Below are 15,908 nucleotides of genomic sequence, written 5' to 3'. Positions count from 1 at the left end.
GTTGGGGGATGGGTGAGATGAAGGTTGCGTTGGTGACGGGTGGGAGTCGGGGGATCGGGGCGGCTGCTGCGGTGGCGTTGGCGCGGGATGGGTGGGATGTGGGGATCAGTTATCGCACGCAGGCTGACGAGGCTGCGGCGGTGGTTGCTAGCTGCGAGGCGGTTGGGCGGCGGGCGTTCGCCGTACGGGCTGATGTGGGTGAGGCTGCGGACATCGAGCGGATGTTCGGCGAGGTGACGGACGCGCTGGGGCCGATCGGTGCCGTGATCAACAATGCGGGGATCGTGTCGCCTGCGGGGAAGGTTGCCGATTACGACGTCGAGCGGCTCGAGCGGGTGTTCCGGATCAACACCATCGGGGCGTTTCTGGTGGCAGGCGCCGCCGTACGCCGGATGTCGACCGCGCGGGGTGGGCAGGGCGGGGTGATCGTCAACGTGTCGTCGCGAGGTGCTGTGCTCGGGTCTGCGAACGAGTACGTCGACTATGCGAGCAGCAAGGCGGCCGTCGATACGCTCACCGTCGGACTGGCGAACGAGGTCGCGAAGGAAGGTATCCGCGTGCTCGGGATCCGTCCGGGGCTGATCGAGACCCACATCCACGAGGAAGGGCGGCTGGAGCGGATCGGTACGACGCCGCCGCTGGGCCGCCCCGGCAAAGTGGAAGAGGTCGCCGACCTGATCGCCTTCCTGGTCTCCGACCGCGCCTCCTACATGACCGGCTCCTCGATCGACGTCTCCGGCGGCCGCTAGCTCGCTTCGTCAGTAGGGATGGCGAGGTGGGTGGGTTTGAATCTGCCTCGGACGGTGACGGATTCGCTGGGTTGCCAGTGGGTGGCTTCGGCGGGGTCTGCTTCGTTGACGGCCGCCATCGAGGCGATCAGCCGACCGGGTGCCACCTTGGCGAGCTCGGTGAGCCGGGCCGCCTCGTTCACCGGATCGCCGATCACCGTGTACTCGTAGCGCCGGACATCCCCGATGGTCCCGGCGACCACGATGCCCGCCGTCACCCCGATCCCAGCCGTTGCCTCAGGCAACTCATCGCGCAGCCGCCGAGCCAGCGCCCGACCGGCCTGGAGAGCGCTCCCTGCCGCGTCCGGAAGCTCCGTCGGAGCACCGAAGACCGCCAGCACCGCGTCACCGGCGAACTTGTTCACAAACCCTCCGGCCGCGTCCACCTCGTCGACGACGAGAGCGAAGAAACGGTTGAGCAAGGCAACGACTTCGCCCGGCGGCCGGGTCGCGGCGAGTTCGGTCGACCCGGTCAGATCGACGAAAAGCACGGCGACGAAGCGTTCCTCACCGCCGAGCGTGTCACTGCTCAACGCCTCCCGCACCACCGACGGTCCGACGTACCGGCCGAAGAGCTCGCGGAGGCGTTCGCGTTCGCGCAGACCCGCGGCCATCTGGTTGAAACCGGCCTGGAGCGAGCCGAGTTCGGTGCCGTCGAAGACCGGGATGCGGACGTCGAGGTCACCGTCGGCGATCACCGTCAGGGCATTTCGCACAGAGCGGACCGGCGCGACGACGGAGCGAGCGGAGAGACCGGTCAGGATCCAGCCGCAGACCAGTACGACGGTGCCGAGGGCAAGGATGATCACCGAGAGCCGGGTCGCGGTGACATCGCCCTGGACCAAGGCGAGCACGGCAGTCAGCATCAGGCCGACCACGGGAACACCCGAGCCGACCGCCCAGAAGAACACCGTGCGCGCCTTCAGCCCGGCAGCGAGCAACCGACGTGGGGGCGCCTGATAGGCCAGCGCCCGGGCCGCGATCGGCCGGAGTGCGAATTCGGTCAGCAAGTAGGAGGCGGCGCAGGTGACGAAGCCACCGTCGAAGGTCGTGACCAGCACCCGGAGAACGCTCTCTGGTTGCAGAGCGAGCGTGAGCAGGCTGAAGGTGACCGTTGCCAACAGCCACAGGAAGACCTCGATCAGGGTCAGCCGCAGCGGGAGTTGCAGGGTCGCGATCTGCTCACGCCGGGTGGCCGGTCGATCCTCGAGGACCCAGCTCGTCGTCCGCAGACCGAGCCTGGTGGACCAAACACACCCGACGACCAGCGCGAGCAGGAAGTAGGCGGGAATGGCGATCGACCGCATCACGACCAGATCGTGGCTGCTGTCCGGACCGGGGAGCACGAACAGCGCAAGAACGAAGACCACCACGGCACCGATGACGTTGGTGCCGATGGAGAAGATCGTCAGCAGCGTCTGCACCCGGAACCGCAGCATCCGCGGACTCTGGTCGGCCGGCCCCAGCAACCGCGACCCGAACGGCCGCCGTCGCAGGACGACCTCGGCATTACTCTCCGACAGCACCCTCACAGTCTGCAACGAGTTCCACAGCCGATCGGCACCGCCTCGCCCAGTTCAAGTCTTCTTGAGCGGTTTGGCACGGAGATGCCCATGGCTCTAATCGGCCGCGTCATCGGACCGGTCCATGGGTAATGTCCTGCGGACGACATCTGCCTCGGGAGCAACTGTGACGCACGACCGCCACTCCTACGCCGAACCGGCGTTGGTCCGCACCACCCACCTTGAGCTCCAGCTGGACCTGGACTTCACCGCGAAGGTGCTGGCCGGTTCAGCCACCCACACGCTCGCCTGGAGTGGCCCTGGCGACCGTTTGGTGCTCGACACCCGCGACCTGACCGTGCTCGCGATCGAGGGTTCCACCGCGGACGGCTGGGAGCCGCTGGAGTACAGCGTCTCGGTGCCCGACGCCGAACTCGGGTCAGCCTTGACCATCCGCACCCAGTCGCACGAGCGGGTCAAGGTCAGCTACCGCACGGCCCCGACCGCGACCGGGCTGCAGTGGCTGGAGCCGTCGATGACCGCGGGTGGCGTCCTGCCGTATATGTTCAGCCAGTCCCAGGCGATCCACGCGCGCAGCTGGGTGCCGGTGCAGGACACCCCGAGCGTTCGGTTCAGCTACTCCGCTCACGTCACCGCGCCGCCTGAGTTGATGGTGTTGATGAGCGCCGACAACGGCACCGCGTCGCGGCGTACCGGCTCGTACGACGTGGTGATGCCCGAGCCGATCCCGTCGTACCTGCTGGCGATTGCGGCCGGCGACCTGGTCTTCGAGCCGATCGGCGAGCGCTCCGGCGTCTGGGCCGAGCCGGAGATGGCCAAACTGGCCGCGGCGGAGTTCTCCGACACCGAAGAGATGATGCGGGTCACCGAGGCGCTCTTCGGCCCGTATCGCTGGGGTCGGTACGACATCCTCGTGCTGCCGCCGTCGTTCCCGTACGGCGGGATGGAGAACCCGCGGATGACGTTCGCGACCCCGACGGTGGTGATCGGCGACAAGTCCCTCGTCACCGTCGTCGCGCACGAACTCGCGCACAGCTGGTCCGGCAACCTGGTCACCCAGGACAGCTGGGACGACATCTGGCTGAACGAGGGCTTCACGTCGTACGTCGAGAACCGGATCATCGAGGCCGTGTACGGCATCGAGCTCGCGGTGATGGAGACGGCGATCAAGCAGCACTCGACCGTGGTGAAGCTCGATCCGCTGTCGCCCGCGGAGCTGGCGTTCGAGTTGCCTGGGCTCAACCACAAATCGGAGTACCACGGCACGACCGCGCTCGGGCCGCTGAAGGGCAACTGGTTCCTCTCCTGGTTGGAGGAGCGGTTCACCCGCGAGGTGTTCGACCCGTTCCTGCGCGGGTACTTCGACCGGTTCGCCTTCCGCAGCATCAACTCCGAGGACTTCGCCGCGCATCTGACCGAGCACCTGCTGGACAAGCATCCCGGTGTGGTGACCGACGACGAGATCGCGGCCTGGTTGGACGAGCCGGGGATTCCCGCCTTCGCCGAGCGCGCGCAATCCGCTCGGTTCGCGGTGGTCGACCAGAGGCGCGACAAGTGGCTCGCGACCGGCGATCTGCCCGACGCGGCCGGCTGGACGACGCACGAGTGGCTGCGGTTCCTCGACGCGGCGCCGGACGTGTGGACGGCCGAACAGTTGCAGCAACTCGATCGCGAGTTCGGTCTGACCGGTACGGCGAACGGCGAGATCGCGCGTCGGTGGTACTCGATTGTTGCCGCCAGCACCTACACCCCGGCGTACGGCGAACTGGCGAGCTTCCTCACCCGGGTCGGCCGGATGAAGCTGGTCCTCCCGGTCTACCGCGCCCTGGTCGACAACGGCACCGACACCGCCTTCGCCACCCAGGTCTTCGAATCAGCCCGCCCGGGCTATCACCCGATCACCACGTCCGCGGTCGAAAAGATCCTCGCCCGCCCTAGAGGGTGAGCATGTAGCGGTGGGTTCGGTGGGTTTCCTGGTAGCCGAGGGTGGTGTTGGTGCGTTGCATCGGGGTGTTGGTGTCGACGGTGTCGGTGAGTAGGCCGGAGACGTCGGGATAGGCGGATCGCGTACTGCGGATCGCGGCGGCCTTCATCCACAGCGACAGGCCCTGGCCGCGGTGCTCGGGGAGGACCGCGGTGCCGTAGTGCTGGGCGTCGCCGTTGGCATCGGCCGGTACGACGAGTTCGGTGTAGCCGACGATCTCGCCGGTGGAGCGGTTGATCGCGGCCGTGGTGAGCAGGTGTTCGCCGCGGCGCTCGACGACGTTGGCGATGTGCCGGACCCGGTCGACGTCCCAGATCTCGGCGCCGTAGTCGATGTCGCCGAGCGGCGCATCGTCCATCGCCTTCCGCGATTCGGCGTACGTCTCGACGAGCTCGTCCGGGACGACGCCCGGCCAGGAGGCCAAGCGGTATCCGGCCGGCTCGGGCACCGGCGGCTCGGCGTACGTCGAGAGGTCCAGTCGCGCGAAGATCAAGGTCAGCCCGACGGCGAAGTCCCGGTTGGCCAGGAACTGATCTCCGGGCGACCCGACAGTCGCATCAACGAGGATCGTCCGTACTTCGTGCTCCCGGCCGGCCGCCGCTGCGACGGCGAGGAGTTCTGACCCGACGCCGTGACGGCGTTCGGCCGGGTGGACCGCGATCTCGAGCTCGGCGAGGTGCGCGTAGGCGGCCTTGCTGTTGAGGCGCAGAAACGCGGACCCGACCGGATTGCCGTCGCGGTCGGACGCCAGCCAGGCGATCCGGCGGCTGAACGGCCGGTAGTCGGGATCGGTCAGTGGAGTGATTGAGATGGCCAAGTCGGCAAGGTAACCGGGCCGTGCAGGCGCAGGCAACTACATTCCGCCACAAGTGAGCGTTGTTTCGGATACGGTGCTTCGGAGCATTGACACACGAGGGGAGCTCGGGGTGGACCAGCAGTACGGGGGAGAGGCGGCGCGGACGATCGGTGGCGATCATCTGGCGCTGCGGGATCAGGTGCTGGCCGAGTTGCGCCGGCGGATCGTCGACGGCGACTACGCGCCGGGCGAGCGGCTGACCGAGAACCGGCTGGCCGATGACTTCGGCGTGTCCCGGAACCCGGTCCGGGAGGCGCTGCGGGTGGTGGAGACCGAGGGGTTCGTGCAGATCCTGCCGCGGCGTGGTGCGGTGGTGGCGACGCTGGACGAGACGGCGATCCGGGATCTGTTCGCAGTACGGGAGCAGCTCGAGACGCTGGCAGCAGGGTTGGCGGCCGAGCGGGCTACTGCCGAGGACGTCGAGCGGCTGCGGTCGTTGCTGGCGAAGGCGAGTGCTGCGACCGATGCGGAGGACTTCGACGAGGTTGCAGAGCTCAACAGTGCGTTCCATGTCGCTGTGATCGAGATCAGCGGCAACCGTTGGCTGGCGTCGATGTCGTCCGCGATGTACCACCACGTGCACTGGGTGTTCCGCGTCGGCGCAGCGAAGCGCGCACCGCACTCCTGGAGTGAGCACATCCGCCTGGTCGACGCCATCGCCGCAGGAGACCGCACGGCAGCCGTCGACGCCGCCCGTCAACACGTAGAAGCCGCCGCAGCCGCAGCCCTCGAACCAGACCAAAGCTAGCGCCTAGCTGCAGCTACGGCATCTCGTTGGCTAGCGGCCTACGGCGTAGCCCTGCATTCCTCTTGGGTTGGCTGCGGCTGCCAGTACGCCGTCCGCTTCCCGCTTGACCGCACAGAGCCGACCCAAGCTCCAGGGATCCGCTGACGTGACCGCGTGCCCGCGGCGTACCAGCTCATCCCGTACTGCGCTGCCGAGGCGACTCTCCATCACCAGCCCACCGGGCTCGGTCGCCCGCGGATAGAAGGACGACGGGAACCCGGTCGAGTGCCATGCCGGTGCATCGATCGCCTCCTGGAGATCCTGACCGCCCGCAAGGTGACGCAGGAGGAACAAGAGCTGCCACTGGTCCTGCTGATCCCCACCTGGTGATCCGCAAGCGAGCACGGGTGCACCATCACGCAGTACGAGAGTCGGCGTCAGCGTCGTCCGCGGCCGCAGCCCAGGTGCGAGCGACGACGGGAGGCCTTCCTCCAGCCAGAACATCTGCAGGCGACTCCCCAGACAGAACCCCAGCTCGGGGATCGTCGGCGATGACTGCAGCCAGCCGCCGCTCGGCGTCGCGGAGATGACGTTGCCCCACTGGTCGATCACGTCGATATGACAGGTGTCGCCGCGCGTGACGCCTTCCTTGGAGACCGTCGGCTCGCCGGTCGTCCCGTCGATCTGGTAGTTGCCAACAGCAACCGATGTCAAGCGCGGGACCCGGCCGTCCGGACTACCCGGCCGAAGCTCCAAGACCGCGCTCTCTCCGACCAGAGCGGCGCGCTCGGCGGCGTACGCGGGGGAGAGGAGTGTCTTGAGTGGCACGTCCGCGCCGTCGCCGTACCAGGCCTCCCGGTCGGCGTACGACAGCTTCATCACCTCAACAGTGGTGTGCACTGCTTCGGCACTAGTCAGATCGAGATCCGCCGGATCACCCAGCTCAGCTAGAACAGCCAGAGACTGTAGTAGCGCGGGACCTTGTCCCCACGGACCCGTCTTCGCAACTGTGTGCCCGTGCCAGTCGTAGGTGGCCGGCTCTTCCCAACTCGCCTGGTACGCCGCCATGTCAGCACCGGTGATGAGGCCGCCATGGTCTTCACCGCTGGAGTCTCTATGCGGCAGCCGCGAGAACTTGTCGACCGCCTCGGCGATGAAGCCTTCACGCCAGGTGTGCCTTGCCCGCTCGACCTGGTTCACCCGGTCGTCACCAGCGCCCTCGGCTGCGACCAGGAGTCGCTCGAGCGTGTCGGCGTACGCCGTGTTGCGGAAGAGCTTGTTGGTGCTCGGCGGCTTGCCGTCCTGCAACCACAGGGCGGCGGACGTCGGCCAGTGCTCGGTGAAGAGCTGCTGCACGTTGGCGACCGTGTCACCGACGCGGCCGACCAGCGGGTGTCCGTTGCGCGCATAGCCGATCGCCGGCTCGAGCACTGTGCGCAGCGGGAGGCTCCCGTGGTCGCGTAGCAGCAGGAGCCACGCGTCAACGGCTCCTGGTACTGCGGCAGCCAGTGGACCGGACCCGGGAATCATTGCGAGTCCCAGCGAACGGTAGTGCTCGATCGTGGCGCCAGCAGGCGCCACGCCTTGTCCACAGAGCACCCGTGGAGTCGGGTCGGCGGCGGTAGCGATGATCGCCGGCACCTCACCGCCGGGGCCATTCAGGTGCGGCTCGACGACGTGCAGTACGAACCCGGCCGTGGCGGCAGCGTCGAAGGCGTTGCCACCGAGCTCCAGGATCCGCATGGCCGACTGCGACGCGAGCCAGTGCGTCGACGAGACCATCCCGAAGGTGCCCCGCAGGGTAGGCCGGGTGGTGAAGCTCATGAAGCGACTCCTCTGGTGAGATCTCGTACGTCGGGTCCGTGGCCGTCATCGTCGACTAGATGACAGGCGACCTGGTGCCCACCCTCTCCGATGACCCGGGACTCCGGCACGACGGTCCGGCATTTGTCGACGGCTACCGGGCATCTGGTGTGAAAGCGGCAGCCTGGTGGCGGGTCCAGCGCCGAGGGCAGGTCGTCACCGAGCAGCACTGGGCGACGTCCTCGCTGCGTTGCCGGGTCGGGCACAGGAGCGGCTGAGAGCAGTGCCTGCGTGTAGGGGTGAGCTGGTACGCCGAAGATGCGCTCGCGTGGGCCTTGTTCGACCAGTTGGCCCAGGTACATCACGGCGACCTCGTCTGCCAGGTACTCGACCGCTGACAGGTCGTGAGTGATGAACAGGCAGGCGAAGCCGAGGTCGCGCTGGAGATCGGCTAGCAGGTTGAGCACCGATGCCTGGACTGAGACGTCCAGTGCGCTGGTGGGCTCGTCTGCGACCAAGAGACGCGGCTCGGAGATCAGGGCGCGGGCGATGCTGATTCGTTGCCGTTGGCCGCCGGACAACTCGTGCGGGGAGCGTTGGGCGACCTCTGGGCGAAGGCCCACGCGTCTGAGAGCTTCGGTGACTTGGTTGCGAATGTCTGGTCGGCGCATGAGGCGTAGTGGCTCACCGACGATGTCGCCTACAGAGAAGCGGGGGTCGAGGGAACCGGCCGGGTCCTGGAAGACGATGGACACGTTGCGGCGGTGCGGTCGGAGCTGACGGCGGTTGAGGTGAGTGATGTCGACGTCTGCCAGACGGACGGTACCGCCGGTCGGCTCAAGCAGGCGGACGATGCAGCGGCCGACGGTGGACTTCCCAGAGCCACTTTCGCCGACTAGTGCGACGACGGTTCCTTGGCGGATCTGCAGGGAGACGCCGTCGACGGCACGAACCGGTCCGAAGTGCATGACCAAGTCTTGAAGCTCTAACGCGGTTGACTGCTCTGGCGGGTTCATGAGGCATCCACTGGGTTCCAGCAGGCGACCTGGTGGGCGCCGGTGGTGAGCCGCGGCTGCGTCGTAGTACAGGTGTCCAGTGCTCGCGGACAGCGGTCGGCGAAGGTGCAGGCGTCGGGTTGGATGGCCAGAGATGGCACCAGGCCGGGGATCTCGTTCAGGCGGTGAGTGTCTGCATGTCTGCCTGCTGCGGGCGACGCGGCTAGGAGTCCTGCTGTGTAGGGGTGTTGCGGGTGGGCAAACAGGTCGTGGACGCCGGCCGTCTCGACTATGCGGCCGGCGTACATGACAGCGACCCTGTCCGCGAGGTCCGCCACCACACCGAGATCGTGAGTAATCAGGACGATGCTGGTGCCGAGGCGTTCGCGCAGACTTCGCAGTACGTCGAGGATGCCAGCCTGGATGGTTACGTCGAGCGCTGTAGTGGGCTCGTCGGCGATGAGCACCTTGGGATCGCAGGCGACCGCCATGGCGATCATCACTCGTTGCCGCATGCCGCCAGAGAGCTGATGCGGGTAGTCGTCGACACGGCGTCCGGCGGAGGGGATGCCGACGAGCTTGAGGAGCTCTACGGATCGCGCGCGAGCCTTGGCGCGGGAGAGACCGTTGTGGACACGGAGGACTTCACCGATCTGGTAACCGACCGTGAACACCGGGTTCAAGGACGTCATCGGCTCCTGGAAGATGTAGGCGATCTCGCGGCCGCGGATCGAGCGGAGGGTTCGCTTGTCGGCTCCGACCAGCTCGGTGCCGTCCAGCTCGACTGAACCGTCCACTGATGCGCTGCGGGGGAGTAGACCGGAGAGAGCCATCGCCGTGACGCTCTTGCCGCACCCTGACTCACCGACGACGGCCAGTACTTCGCCGTCGCGTACTTCGAGGTCGACCTGGTCCACGGCCGACAGCGGGCCGTCCTCCGTGCGGAAGGACACGGTGAGGCCGCGCACCCGTAGTACGGGCGTGGTCGTCACGGGTGTCATCGGCGGCTCGCCTTCGGGTCGAGGGCGTCGCGGAGGCTGTCGCCGACGATGTTGAACGCCAGCGCGAGCAGCATGATCGCGAGCCCGGGCATGACGGCGGCCCAGGGCGCGCGGGAGGCGAACTGCTGCGCGTCGGAGAGCATCGTGCCGAGGCTGGGCGCCGGCGGTTGGATGCCCAGGCCGAGGAACGACAGCACCGCTTCGCCGAGGATCGCGGCCGGGATCGCGACTGTCGCCTGGACGATGATCACCGAGGCGGCGTTGGGCAGGATGTGACGGCCGAGCACCCACAGATCGCTGGCTCCCTCGACGATCGCGGCCGCTACGAAGTCCAGCGATTTGAGTCTGAGGGTCTCCGAACGGACGATCCGGATCACGCCGGGGATCTGGGCGATGCCGATCGCGATCGCCGCATTCCCGAGGCTCGCGCCGCGGATCGCTGCCAGGCCGACCGCGAGGATCAGGAACGGGAACGCCAGCACGAGATCTGTGAGCCGGCTGATCAGCGCGTCGATCGCGCGGAAGTAGCCGGCCATCAGACCGAGCGGTACGCCGATCAGGAGGGAGGTCGCGACGGCGAGCAGGCCGACGTGCAGGGAGGCGCGCAGGCCGAACATGATCCGGGACAGGACGTCGCGGCCGAGGTCGTCGGTGCCGAGAAGGTAGCCGGCTGTGCCAGGTGGGGCGAACGCCCGGTCGAGATGGGTCTGGGTCGGCTCGTGCGGCGCGATGACGTTGGCGAAGACGGCGACGAGGATCGCGACGGTGAGGACCGCGAGGCCGGTGATGGCCAGCGGGTTGCGGAGGAGCCGCTTCAGAACCTTGCGGCGGCGCGACGGCGTACCGGCTGTTGTGACGGTGACATCGACGACGGCCATCAGGCTTCACCCCTGACCCGGATCCGGGGATCGATGACGGAGTAGAGCAGATCGACGAGCAGATTGATCACGATGTACGCCGTGGCGGTGACCAGGACGACCGCCTGGATCACCGGGTAGTCGCGCTGGAAGACGGCGTCGACGGTGAGTTTGCCGAAGCCCGGGAGTGCGAAGATCCGCTCGGTGACGACGGCACCGGAGATCAGGGCGCCGAGCTGGAGGCCGACGATCGTGATGACGACGATCAGGCTGTTTCTGAGCGCGTGGCGACCAACTACTGCGCTCCTCGGGAGGCCTTTCGCTTCGGCAGTGCGGATGTAGTCGGCCGAGAGCGCGTCGAGCATCGACGATCTGGTCTGCCGCATGATGACCGCGGCGAGGCCGGTGCCGAGGATCATGGCCGGCAGCACGAGGTGGTGGAGGTTGCCGATCGGGTCGCTGAAGAACGGGACGAAGCCCGACGCCGGGAACAGGCCCAGGGCGACCGAGAGATACAGGATGGCCATCAGCCCGAGCCAGAAGTTCGGCACCGACAGGCCGAGGAGGGCCAGCGCGTTGGCCGCCCATTCGGCGGGGCGACCGCGTTGGACGGCGGCGACCACGCCGGTGCCGACGCCGATCACGCCGGCGACCATGATCGCTAGCAGGGACAGCTCCATCGTCACGGGGAGAGCGCTCTTCAGCATCGAGGAAACGCTCTCTCCCGTTCTGATCGAGCTGCCCAGGTCACCGCGCGCCGCGTGGCTGACGAACCGCCAGAACTGGACCAGGATCGAGTCGTCCAGGCCGTACTGCTCCCGGATCGCCCGCAACGACTCGGGATCGCGGTCCTCGCCGGCGAGCGCCAGCGCGGGATCGCCAGGGAGCGCTCTCACCCCGAGAAACACCACGATCGTTGCCAGCAGCAACGTGACGAGCGACTGCCACAGGCGGTGCAGCAGATAACGCTTCATCGATTCCTTCCTCGGTCGCTACTTGTCTCTCTGTTACTCGGCGTTCGGCTACTTGGCGAAGGCGGCGAACGCCGTACGGATGACGCCGTCGGGGTAGGTCTGGACGCCGAGCACCTTCTTCGAGACGCCGGTCAGGTTGCGCTGCCGGTACAGGTAGATCAGCGGGTCGTCCTCGTGCAGCTTGGTGACCACCTGGCCGTACAGCTGGATGCGTTGCGCCTTGTCCTTCGCCTGCCGGGCGTCGGTGAGCAGCTTGTCGACATCGGGACTGCTGTAACCGGCGACGTTCTGGCTCCCCGTCGTACCGACGAAGTTGTAGATGTTCGCATCCGGGTCGACCCGGCCCGACCAGCCCAGCTGCAACAGCTCGAAGTCACCACGGTCCTGCTGGTCGAGCAACGACGCGTACTCGACCGGTTTGATCACCAGCTCGAACCCGCCTTCCTTGACCATCGCCTGCAGCGCTTGCGCGAGCCGCAGGCTGTCCGGGTTGTTCGAGGTGATCATCGAGACCTTGTACGGCGTACTCACGCCCGCCTGCTTCAGGAGATCCTTCGCCTTCGCCGGGTCGTGGGCCGGGCAGACCTGGGCGGCATCGCTGGTGAACTCGCTTTTCGGTGAGATCGGCGAGCAGGCGACGGTGTTCAAGCCGTTGAAGATGGACTTCACCAGCGCTTCGCGGTCGATCGATGCCTCGAGCGCCTGGCGGACGCGCGGGTCCTTCGCGATAGGGGTGTCGAGCTGCTTGAGCGGGTTGCCGATGCCGTTCGCGTTGGCGATGTTGACGGTCAGGCCCTGGTAGCCGAGCGACTGGGACTGCAGTACGGACATATTGCTGTCCTTCTGCAGAGCCGGCGCGTCCTGGGTCGAGAGCGAATCGGCGACCTGGGCGTCACCCGACCGGAGGTTGGCCGAGCGGATGCTGGAGTCGGTGATGATCCGGTACTCGATCGCATCCAGGTGCACCTTGGCGGCGTCGTAGTACAGGGGATCCTTCACCACCTTGATCGAGTTCTGGGCGACCCGGCTGGCGAACTTGAACGGGCCGACGCAGACCGGTGCGGTGGAGAAGTTGGCACCGAGCTTGTTCACCGTGGCCGGGCTGAGGACCATGCCGGCGCGGTCGGCGAGGGCTGCGGTGAGCGGGGCGAACGGCTTCTTCAGCTTGATCACGACGGTCTTCGGGTCCGGCGTCTGGACCTCGGCGATCGGGCCGAGCTCGCTCTTGCGACCCGAACCGGCGAGGGTGAGGCCGCGTTCGATCGAGAGTTTCACGGCGGCGGAGTCGAAGGTGCCGCCGTCGGCGAACTTCACCCCCTCACGCAGCGGGATGGTGAGGCTGAGTCCGTCGGGGGCGATGGTCGGCAGGGCGGTCGCCAGTTGCGGGACGATTTTCGCGTCGGGGCCGAGGTCGTAGAGCTTCTCGCACATGGTGTGGAAGACGTAGCGCGAGTACAGGCTGCGGGAGAGGGTCGGGTCGAGCTTGTCCGGATCCGCCGACAAGGCGACGGTGAGCGTGCCACCGTCCTTCACCTTGGCTGGGTCCGCAGCATCGCCGAAGACATCCTGCCCGGCGGCCTGTCCGCTCGGCTGATCGCCGCTGGACTCCACCGGTGAACACGCCGAAACCACCAACGCGACTGCGACCACAGCCGGCGCCAGAACTCGTGCAGGCAGGAACCACGAGAGCACCCCCGATCGCGGACTCTCCGAAGGTTCTTGCTGGTCAGGATGTGTCGAGGCGCGGTTCAGCTCTGGCGCGAGGGAACTAGAGCGGTTCAGTGCGCGCCGAGTTCGACGGAACATTTCGTCCTCCCGGGATGAGCGGCTCCACCGACTGTTTCATGTATACAAGGCACCCGCGCAAGTGATTCGGCGAGTTTCACTCAACCTTTTCGCTTCTCCCACCGTCGAGCAGTAGAACGATCCAACCGACAGCCCGCAGCAGGTCGCCGGGCACTCCCGCACGACTCAGGTCGCCAACGCTGCCCGCCGGCACACCCCATTACCCCCGACCACCCCCGACGAGCCCCACGTCCCGCGTCCTACCGGTTCGACTCGCCATCGAAGGGCTCACTTACCGGTTCGACTCGCCGTCGCCCCCCGACCTACCGGTTCGACTCACCGTCGATCCCCGACCTACCGGTTCGACTCACCGATTTTTCGCGAAAAAACCGGCGAGTCGAGAAGTTGCGGTCAGTCGAGCCGGTAGGTGAGCCCTTCGACGGCGAGTCGAACCGGGAGGTCGAGCGGCCACGACCGGTACAGCCAGTGACGAACACCTGGGTCGGTCGGCAAGTAGGGCAGCGGTGATCAGGGGCGCCCAGCGGGTCGGGCGGGGATGGCCGTCGCCGGTGGTTCGGCGTACCGGGAGGTGGTCCTGCGGGGAATCTAGAGTTGTTGGTTCCTGTGCAGCAGTCGCCCAGCAGGGAGCCGCCGGGTCAAGGTGCTCTGAATGCGGCATCTGGCGATGGCTGCCGGTGTCATTGACGACCGTCGCGCTGCAGGTCAAGCCTGGGCTCGGTGACACCGACATCGCCGCGAGCCCGGAGTGGTTCGGCGACGGCTGGAAGGCCTTCCGTGAAGTGCTCGTACGCCGTGAGTTGGCTGAGCTGCTGGTCGCCGAAAGCCCGAGGGACTTCAAGATCCAAGAGGTTCCCGGGGCTCCCTGAACGATACGACCGTGTGGTCCGGCCCGCAGCGGTGGTCCGGGCCAGGAGCCGCTTCGGCCCGGCAACCCCGTCCTCGCGGCGTTGCGGGCCGGAGTACGGGTTAGGTGTTCCAGAGGGGCGGGTAGGTGATGGTGCCGGCGGGGACTGGGGTGTCGTCCAACGGGAGGACCATCAGGTGAGGGCCGTCGTCGATGTGGGGATGGTGGATGTCGAAGGTTGTCGCGGGGAGGAAGCCGAAGCGGGGGTAGTAGGTCGGGTGGCCGAGGAGGATCACCAGGTGTTCGCCGGCTGTTCGGGCCGCGGTGAGGCCGGCTTGCATGAGGGCGCCGCCTATGCCTTGGTTCTGGTGATTGGGCAGGACGGCGAGCGGACCTAGCGACAGGACCGGCGTCGAATTGATGTGCACTCGGCTGAAGAGGATGTGGCCGATGATGCCGTCGTCGGCGACTGCGACCAGGGAGAGATGGGGGAGCCAGGCGCCGGGATCGCTGCGAATCGCCTCGACGAGGTCAGGTTCATAGGTCTTGCCGAATGCCAACAGGTTGACTTCACGAATGGCGGCGGTGTCGGCGGGAGTTTCACAACGCGTGATCAGGGACAACGGAGAACCCTTCAGAACAAGGGGAACCCGGCCGATCGGCGTACGCGGATCAGGCCAGGGTCCGGGGGATGAGGACAACTGGCGGGAGCAGGGCGCCGCACACAGCGGCCGCCGACATCGCGGTCATCAACTCATCTCCCTTCCCTACTCGAAGCCTGGCAAGCACTCTATCCAACCCCCGCCGGCCCATGCAGCCGAATTTCGCCGTACCAGTCCTCCAGTACGGCGAAAGCCGCGAACCCGCTGCCGGTCACATTCTCGTGCCGCGCTCCGTCATCGCCTTCAGAAGCCCATCAGCGGACAGTAGAAGGAACGGGAATCATCATGCAGAAGACCAGCAAGATCGCGGTCGTCGGAGCAACGGGTCGCGTCGGCAGGCACGTCGTGCGAGTGGTGGAGGAACACGGCTACCAGGTCGTGCCCATCTCTCGCTCCACCGGCGTGGACGTGATCACCGGGGACGGACTGGTCGAGGCCCTGGACGGCGTCGAGGTGATCATCGACGTGTCCAGCACACCGTCGCCCCAGGAGGAGGCGGCGACCGAGTTCTTCACCACGACCGCCGCGAACCTGCACCAGGCCGGCCACAAGACCGGCGTACGCCGGATGGTGGTGGTGTCGATCATCGGCATCGACGATTCCACCGCCGGCTACAACGCGGCCAAACTCGCCCACGAGAAGGCGGCGCTGGCCGGCCCCATCCCCACCCGGATCGTGCGGGCCGCGCAGTTCCACGAGTTCGTTGAACAGCTCGTCGGCTGGGGCACCCAAGGCGATGTCGCCTATGTCCCGAGCATGCGCACCCAACTCGTCGCGGCCCGCACGGTCGCCGAGAAACTGGTCGAGGTCGCCACCGAGGCCGATCCCGCGCCGGCAGATACGCGTTACCCGGAGATCGCCGGACCTCGGGCCGAGAACCTGGCGGACGCCGCACGCCTGCTGGCCGCCCGAAACGGCAGCCCTGCCCGCATCGAAGAGGTGAGCGATCCGGCCAACCCCGACCGCGACCTGTTCGAAAGCGGCGCTCTCCTCCCCAGCCCCCACGCCACGCTCGCCGGACCCTCGTACGCCGAATGGCTAGCCGAACCCACCCGCTGAGACCCGCATAACCGTCGATCGGATCTTCA

14 protein-coding genes are annotated in these 15,908 nt (G+C 67.2%); 5 read left to right on the top strand and 9 right to left on the bottom strand.

Annotated features, from left to right (window positions below; genetic code table 11):
* Nucleotides 1-8: 8 nt before the first annotated feature.
* Nucleotides 9-749 (top strand): SDR family oxidoreductase, encoded by a 741-nt coding sequence (locus tag ABZ004_RS10780; protein ID WP_355679584.1) that lies wholly within the window; start codon nucleotides 9-11, stop codon nucleotides 747-749.
* Here the strand turns inward: ABZ004_RS10780 and ABZ004_RS10775 are convergent.
* Entirely contained in the window at nucleotides 746-2,314 is a 1,569-nt protein-coding gene (locus ABZ004_RS10775) for an adenylate/guanylate cyclase domain-containing protein (RefSeq protein ID WP_355679583.1), read from the bottom strand. The genes ABZ004_RS10780 and ABZ004_RS10775 overlap by 4 nt on opposite strands.
* Before the next feature lie 163 nt (nucleotides 2,315-2,477).
* On the opposite strand from ABZ004_RS10775, the gene ABZ004_RS10770 reads away from it, so the two are divergent.
* Nucleotides 2,478-4,256: a M1 family metallopeptidase gene (locus tag ABZ004_RS10770; protein ID WP_355679582.1), complete on the top strand. Its 1,779-nt coding sequence runs from the start codon at nucleotides 2,478-2,480 to the stop codon at nucleotides 4,254-4,256.
* On the opposite strand, the gene ABZ004_RS10765 is transcribed toward ABZ004_RS10770, so the two are convergent.
* On the bottom strand, nucleotides 4,246-5,112 hold the full coding sequence (locus tag ABZ004_RS10765; protein WP_355679581.1) for a GNAT family N-acetyltransferase: 867 nt from the start codon (nucleotides 5,110-5,112) through the stop codon (nucleotides 4,246-4,248). The genes ABZ004_RS10770 and ABZ004_RS10765 overlap by 11 nt on opposite strands.
* A 109-nt stretch (nucleotides 5,113-5,221) precedes the next feature.
* On the opposite strand from ABZ004_RS10765, the gene ABZ004_RS10760 reads away from it, so the two are divergent.
* Complete coding sequence (locus ABZ004_RS10760; RefSeq protein WP_355679580.1) at nucleotides 5,222-5,899, top strand: GntR family transcriptional regulator; 678 nt, start codon at nucleotides 5,222-5,224, stop codon at nucleotides 5,897-5,899.
* A 30-nt stretch (nucleotides 5,900-5,929) separates the two neighbouring features.
* Here the strand turns inward: ABZ004_RS10760 and ABZ004_RS10755 are convergent, their stop codons facing one another.
* From ABZ004_RS10755 to ABZ004_RS10730, 6 genes are read right to left on the bottom strand one after another with little or no spacing between them, the layout of a single operon-like run.
* Nucleotides 5,930-7,702, bottom strand: a complete 1,773-nt coding sequence (locus tag ABZ004_RS10755; protein WP_355679579.1) for a gamma-glutamyltransferase family protein — start codon at nucleotides 7,700-7,702, stop codon at nucleotides 5,930-5,932.
* Nucleotides 7,699-8,649 (bottom strand): oligopeptide/dipeptide ABC transporter ATP-binding protein, encoded by a 951-nt coding sequence (locus tag ABZ004_RS10750; RefSeq protein ID WP_355679578.1) that lies wholly within the window; start codon nucleotides 8,647-8,649, stop codon nucleotides 7,699-7,701. Before ABZ004_RS10750 ends, ABZ004_RS10755 begins: the two co-directional genes overlap by 4 nt.
* A 44-nt stretch (nucleotides 8,650-8,693) precedes the next feature.
* Nucleotides 8,694-9,677, bottom strand: coding sequence for an ABC transporter ATP-binding protein (locus tag ABZ004_RS10745; protein WP_355679577.1), 984 nt, complete (start codon nucleotides 9,675-9,677; stop codon nucleotides 8,694-8,696).
* Nucleotides 9,674-10,555 (bottom strand): ABC transporter permease, encoded by an 882-nt coding sequence (locus ABZ004_RS10740; RefSeq protein WP_355679576.1) that lies wholly within the window; start codon nucleotides 10,553-10,555, stop codon nucleotides 9,674-9,676. The genes ABZ004_RS10745 and ABZ004_RS10740 overlap by 4 nt, the downstream gene beginning before the upstream one ends.
* Complete coding sequence (locus ABZ004_RS10735) at nucleotides 10,555-11,508, bottom strand: ABC transporter permease (RefSeq protein WP_355679575.1); 954 nt, start codon at nucleotides 11,506-11,508, stop codon at nucleotides 10,555-10,557. Before ABZ004_RS10735 ends, ABZ004_RS10740 begins: the two co-directional genes overlap by 1 nt.
* 48 nt (nucleotides 11,509-11,556) lie before the next feature.
* Nucleotides 11,557-13,119 (bottom strand): ABC transporter substrate-binding protein, encoded by a 1,563-nt coding sequence (locus ABZ004_RS10730; RefSeq protein WP_355679574.1) that lies wholly within the window; start codon nucleotides 13,117-13,119, stop codon nucleotides 11,557-11,559.
* A gap of 869 nt (nucleotides 13,120-13,988) precedes the next feature.
* Between ABZ004_RS10730 and ABZ004_RS10725 the strand changes: the two genes are divergently transcribed.
* A complete protein-coding gene (locus ABZ004_RS10725; protein ID WP_355679573.1) occupies nucleotides 13,989-14,180 on the top strand; it encodes a hypothetical protein in 192 nt (63 codons plus the stop codon).
* Between the two features lie 100 nt (nucleotides 14,181-14,280).
* Here ABZ004_RS10725 and ABZ004_RS10720 read toward each other — a convergent pair whose 3' ends face one another.
* Nucleotides 14,281-14,781: an N-acetyltransferase gene (locus ABZ004_RS10720; RefSeq protein ID WP_355679572.1), complete on the bottom strand. Its 501-nt coding sequence runs from the start codon at nucleotides 14,779-14,781 to the stop codon at nucleotides 14,281-14,283.
* A gap of 324 nt (nucleotides 14,782-15,105) precedes the next feature.
* Between ABZ004_RS10720 and ABZ004_RS10715 the strand changes: the two genes are divergently transcribed.
* Nucleotides 15,106-15,879, top strand: coding sequence for an NAD(P)H-binding protein (locus ABZ004_RS10715; RefSeq protein ID WP_355679571.1), 774 nt, complete (start codon nucleotides 15,106-15,108; stop codon nucleotides 15,877-15,879).
* Nucleotides 15,880-15,908 lie beyond the last annotated feature (29 nt).

The organism is Kribbella sp. NPDC006257, from assembly GCF_040613535.1.
Taxonomy (GTDB): domain Bacteria; phylum Actinomycetota; class Actinomycetes; order Propionibacteriales; family Kribbellaceae; genus Kribbella.
This window is presented reverse-complemented; position numbering and strand designations above follow the sequence as displayed.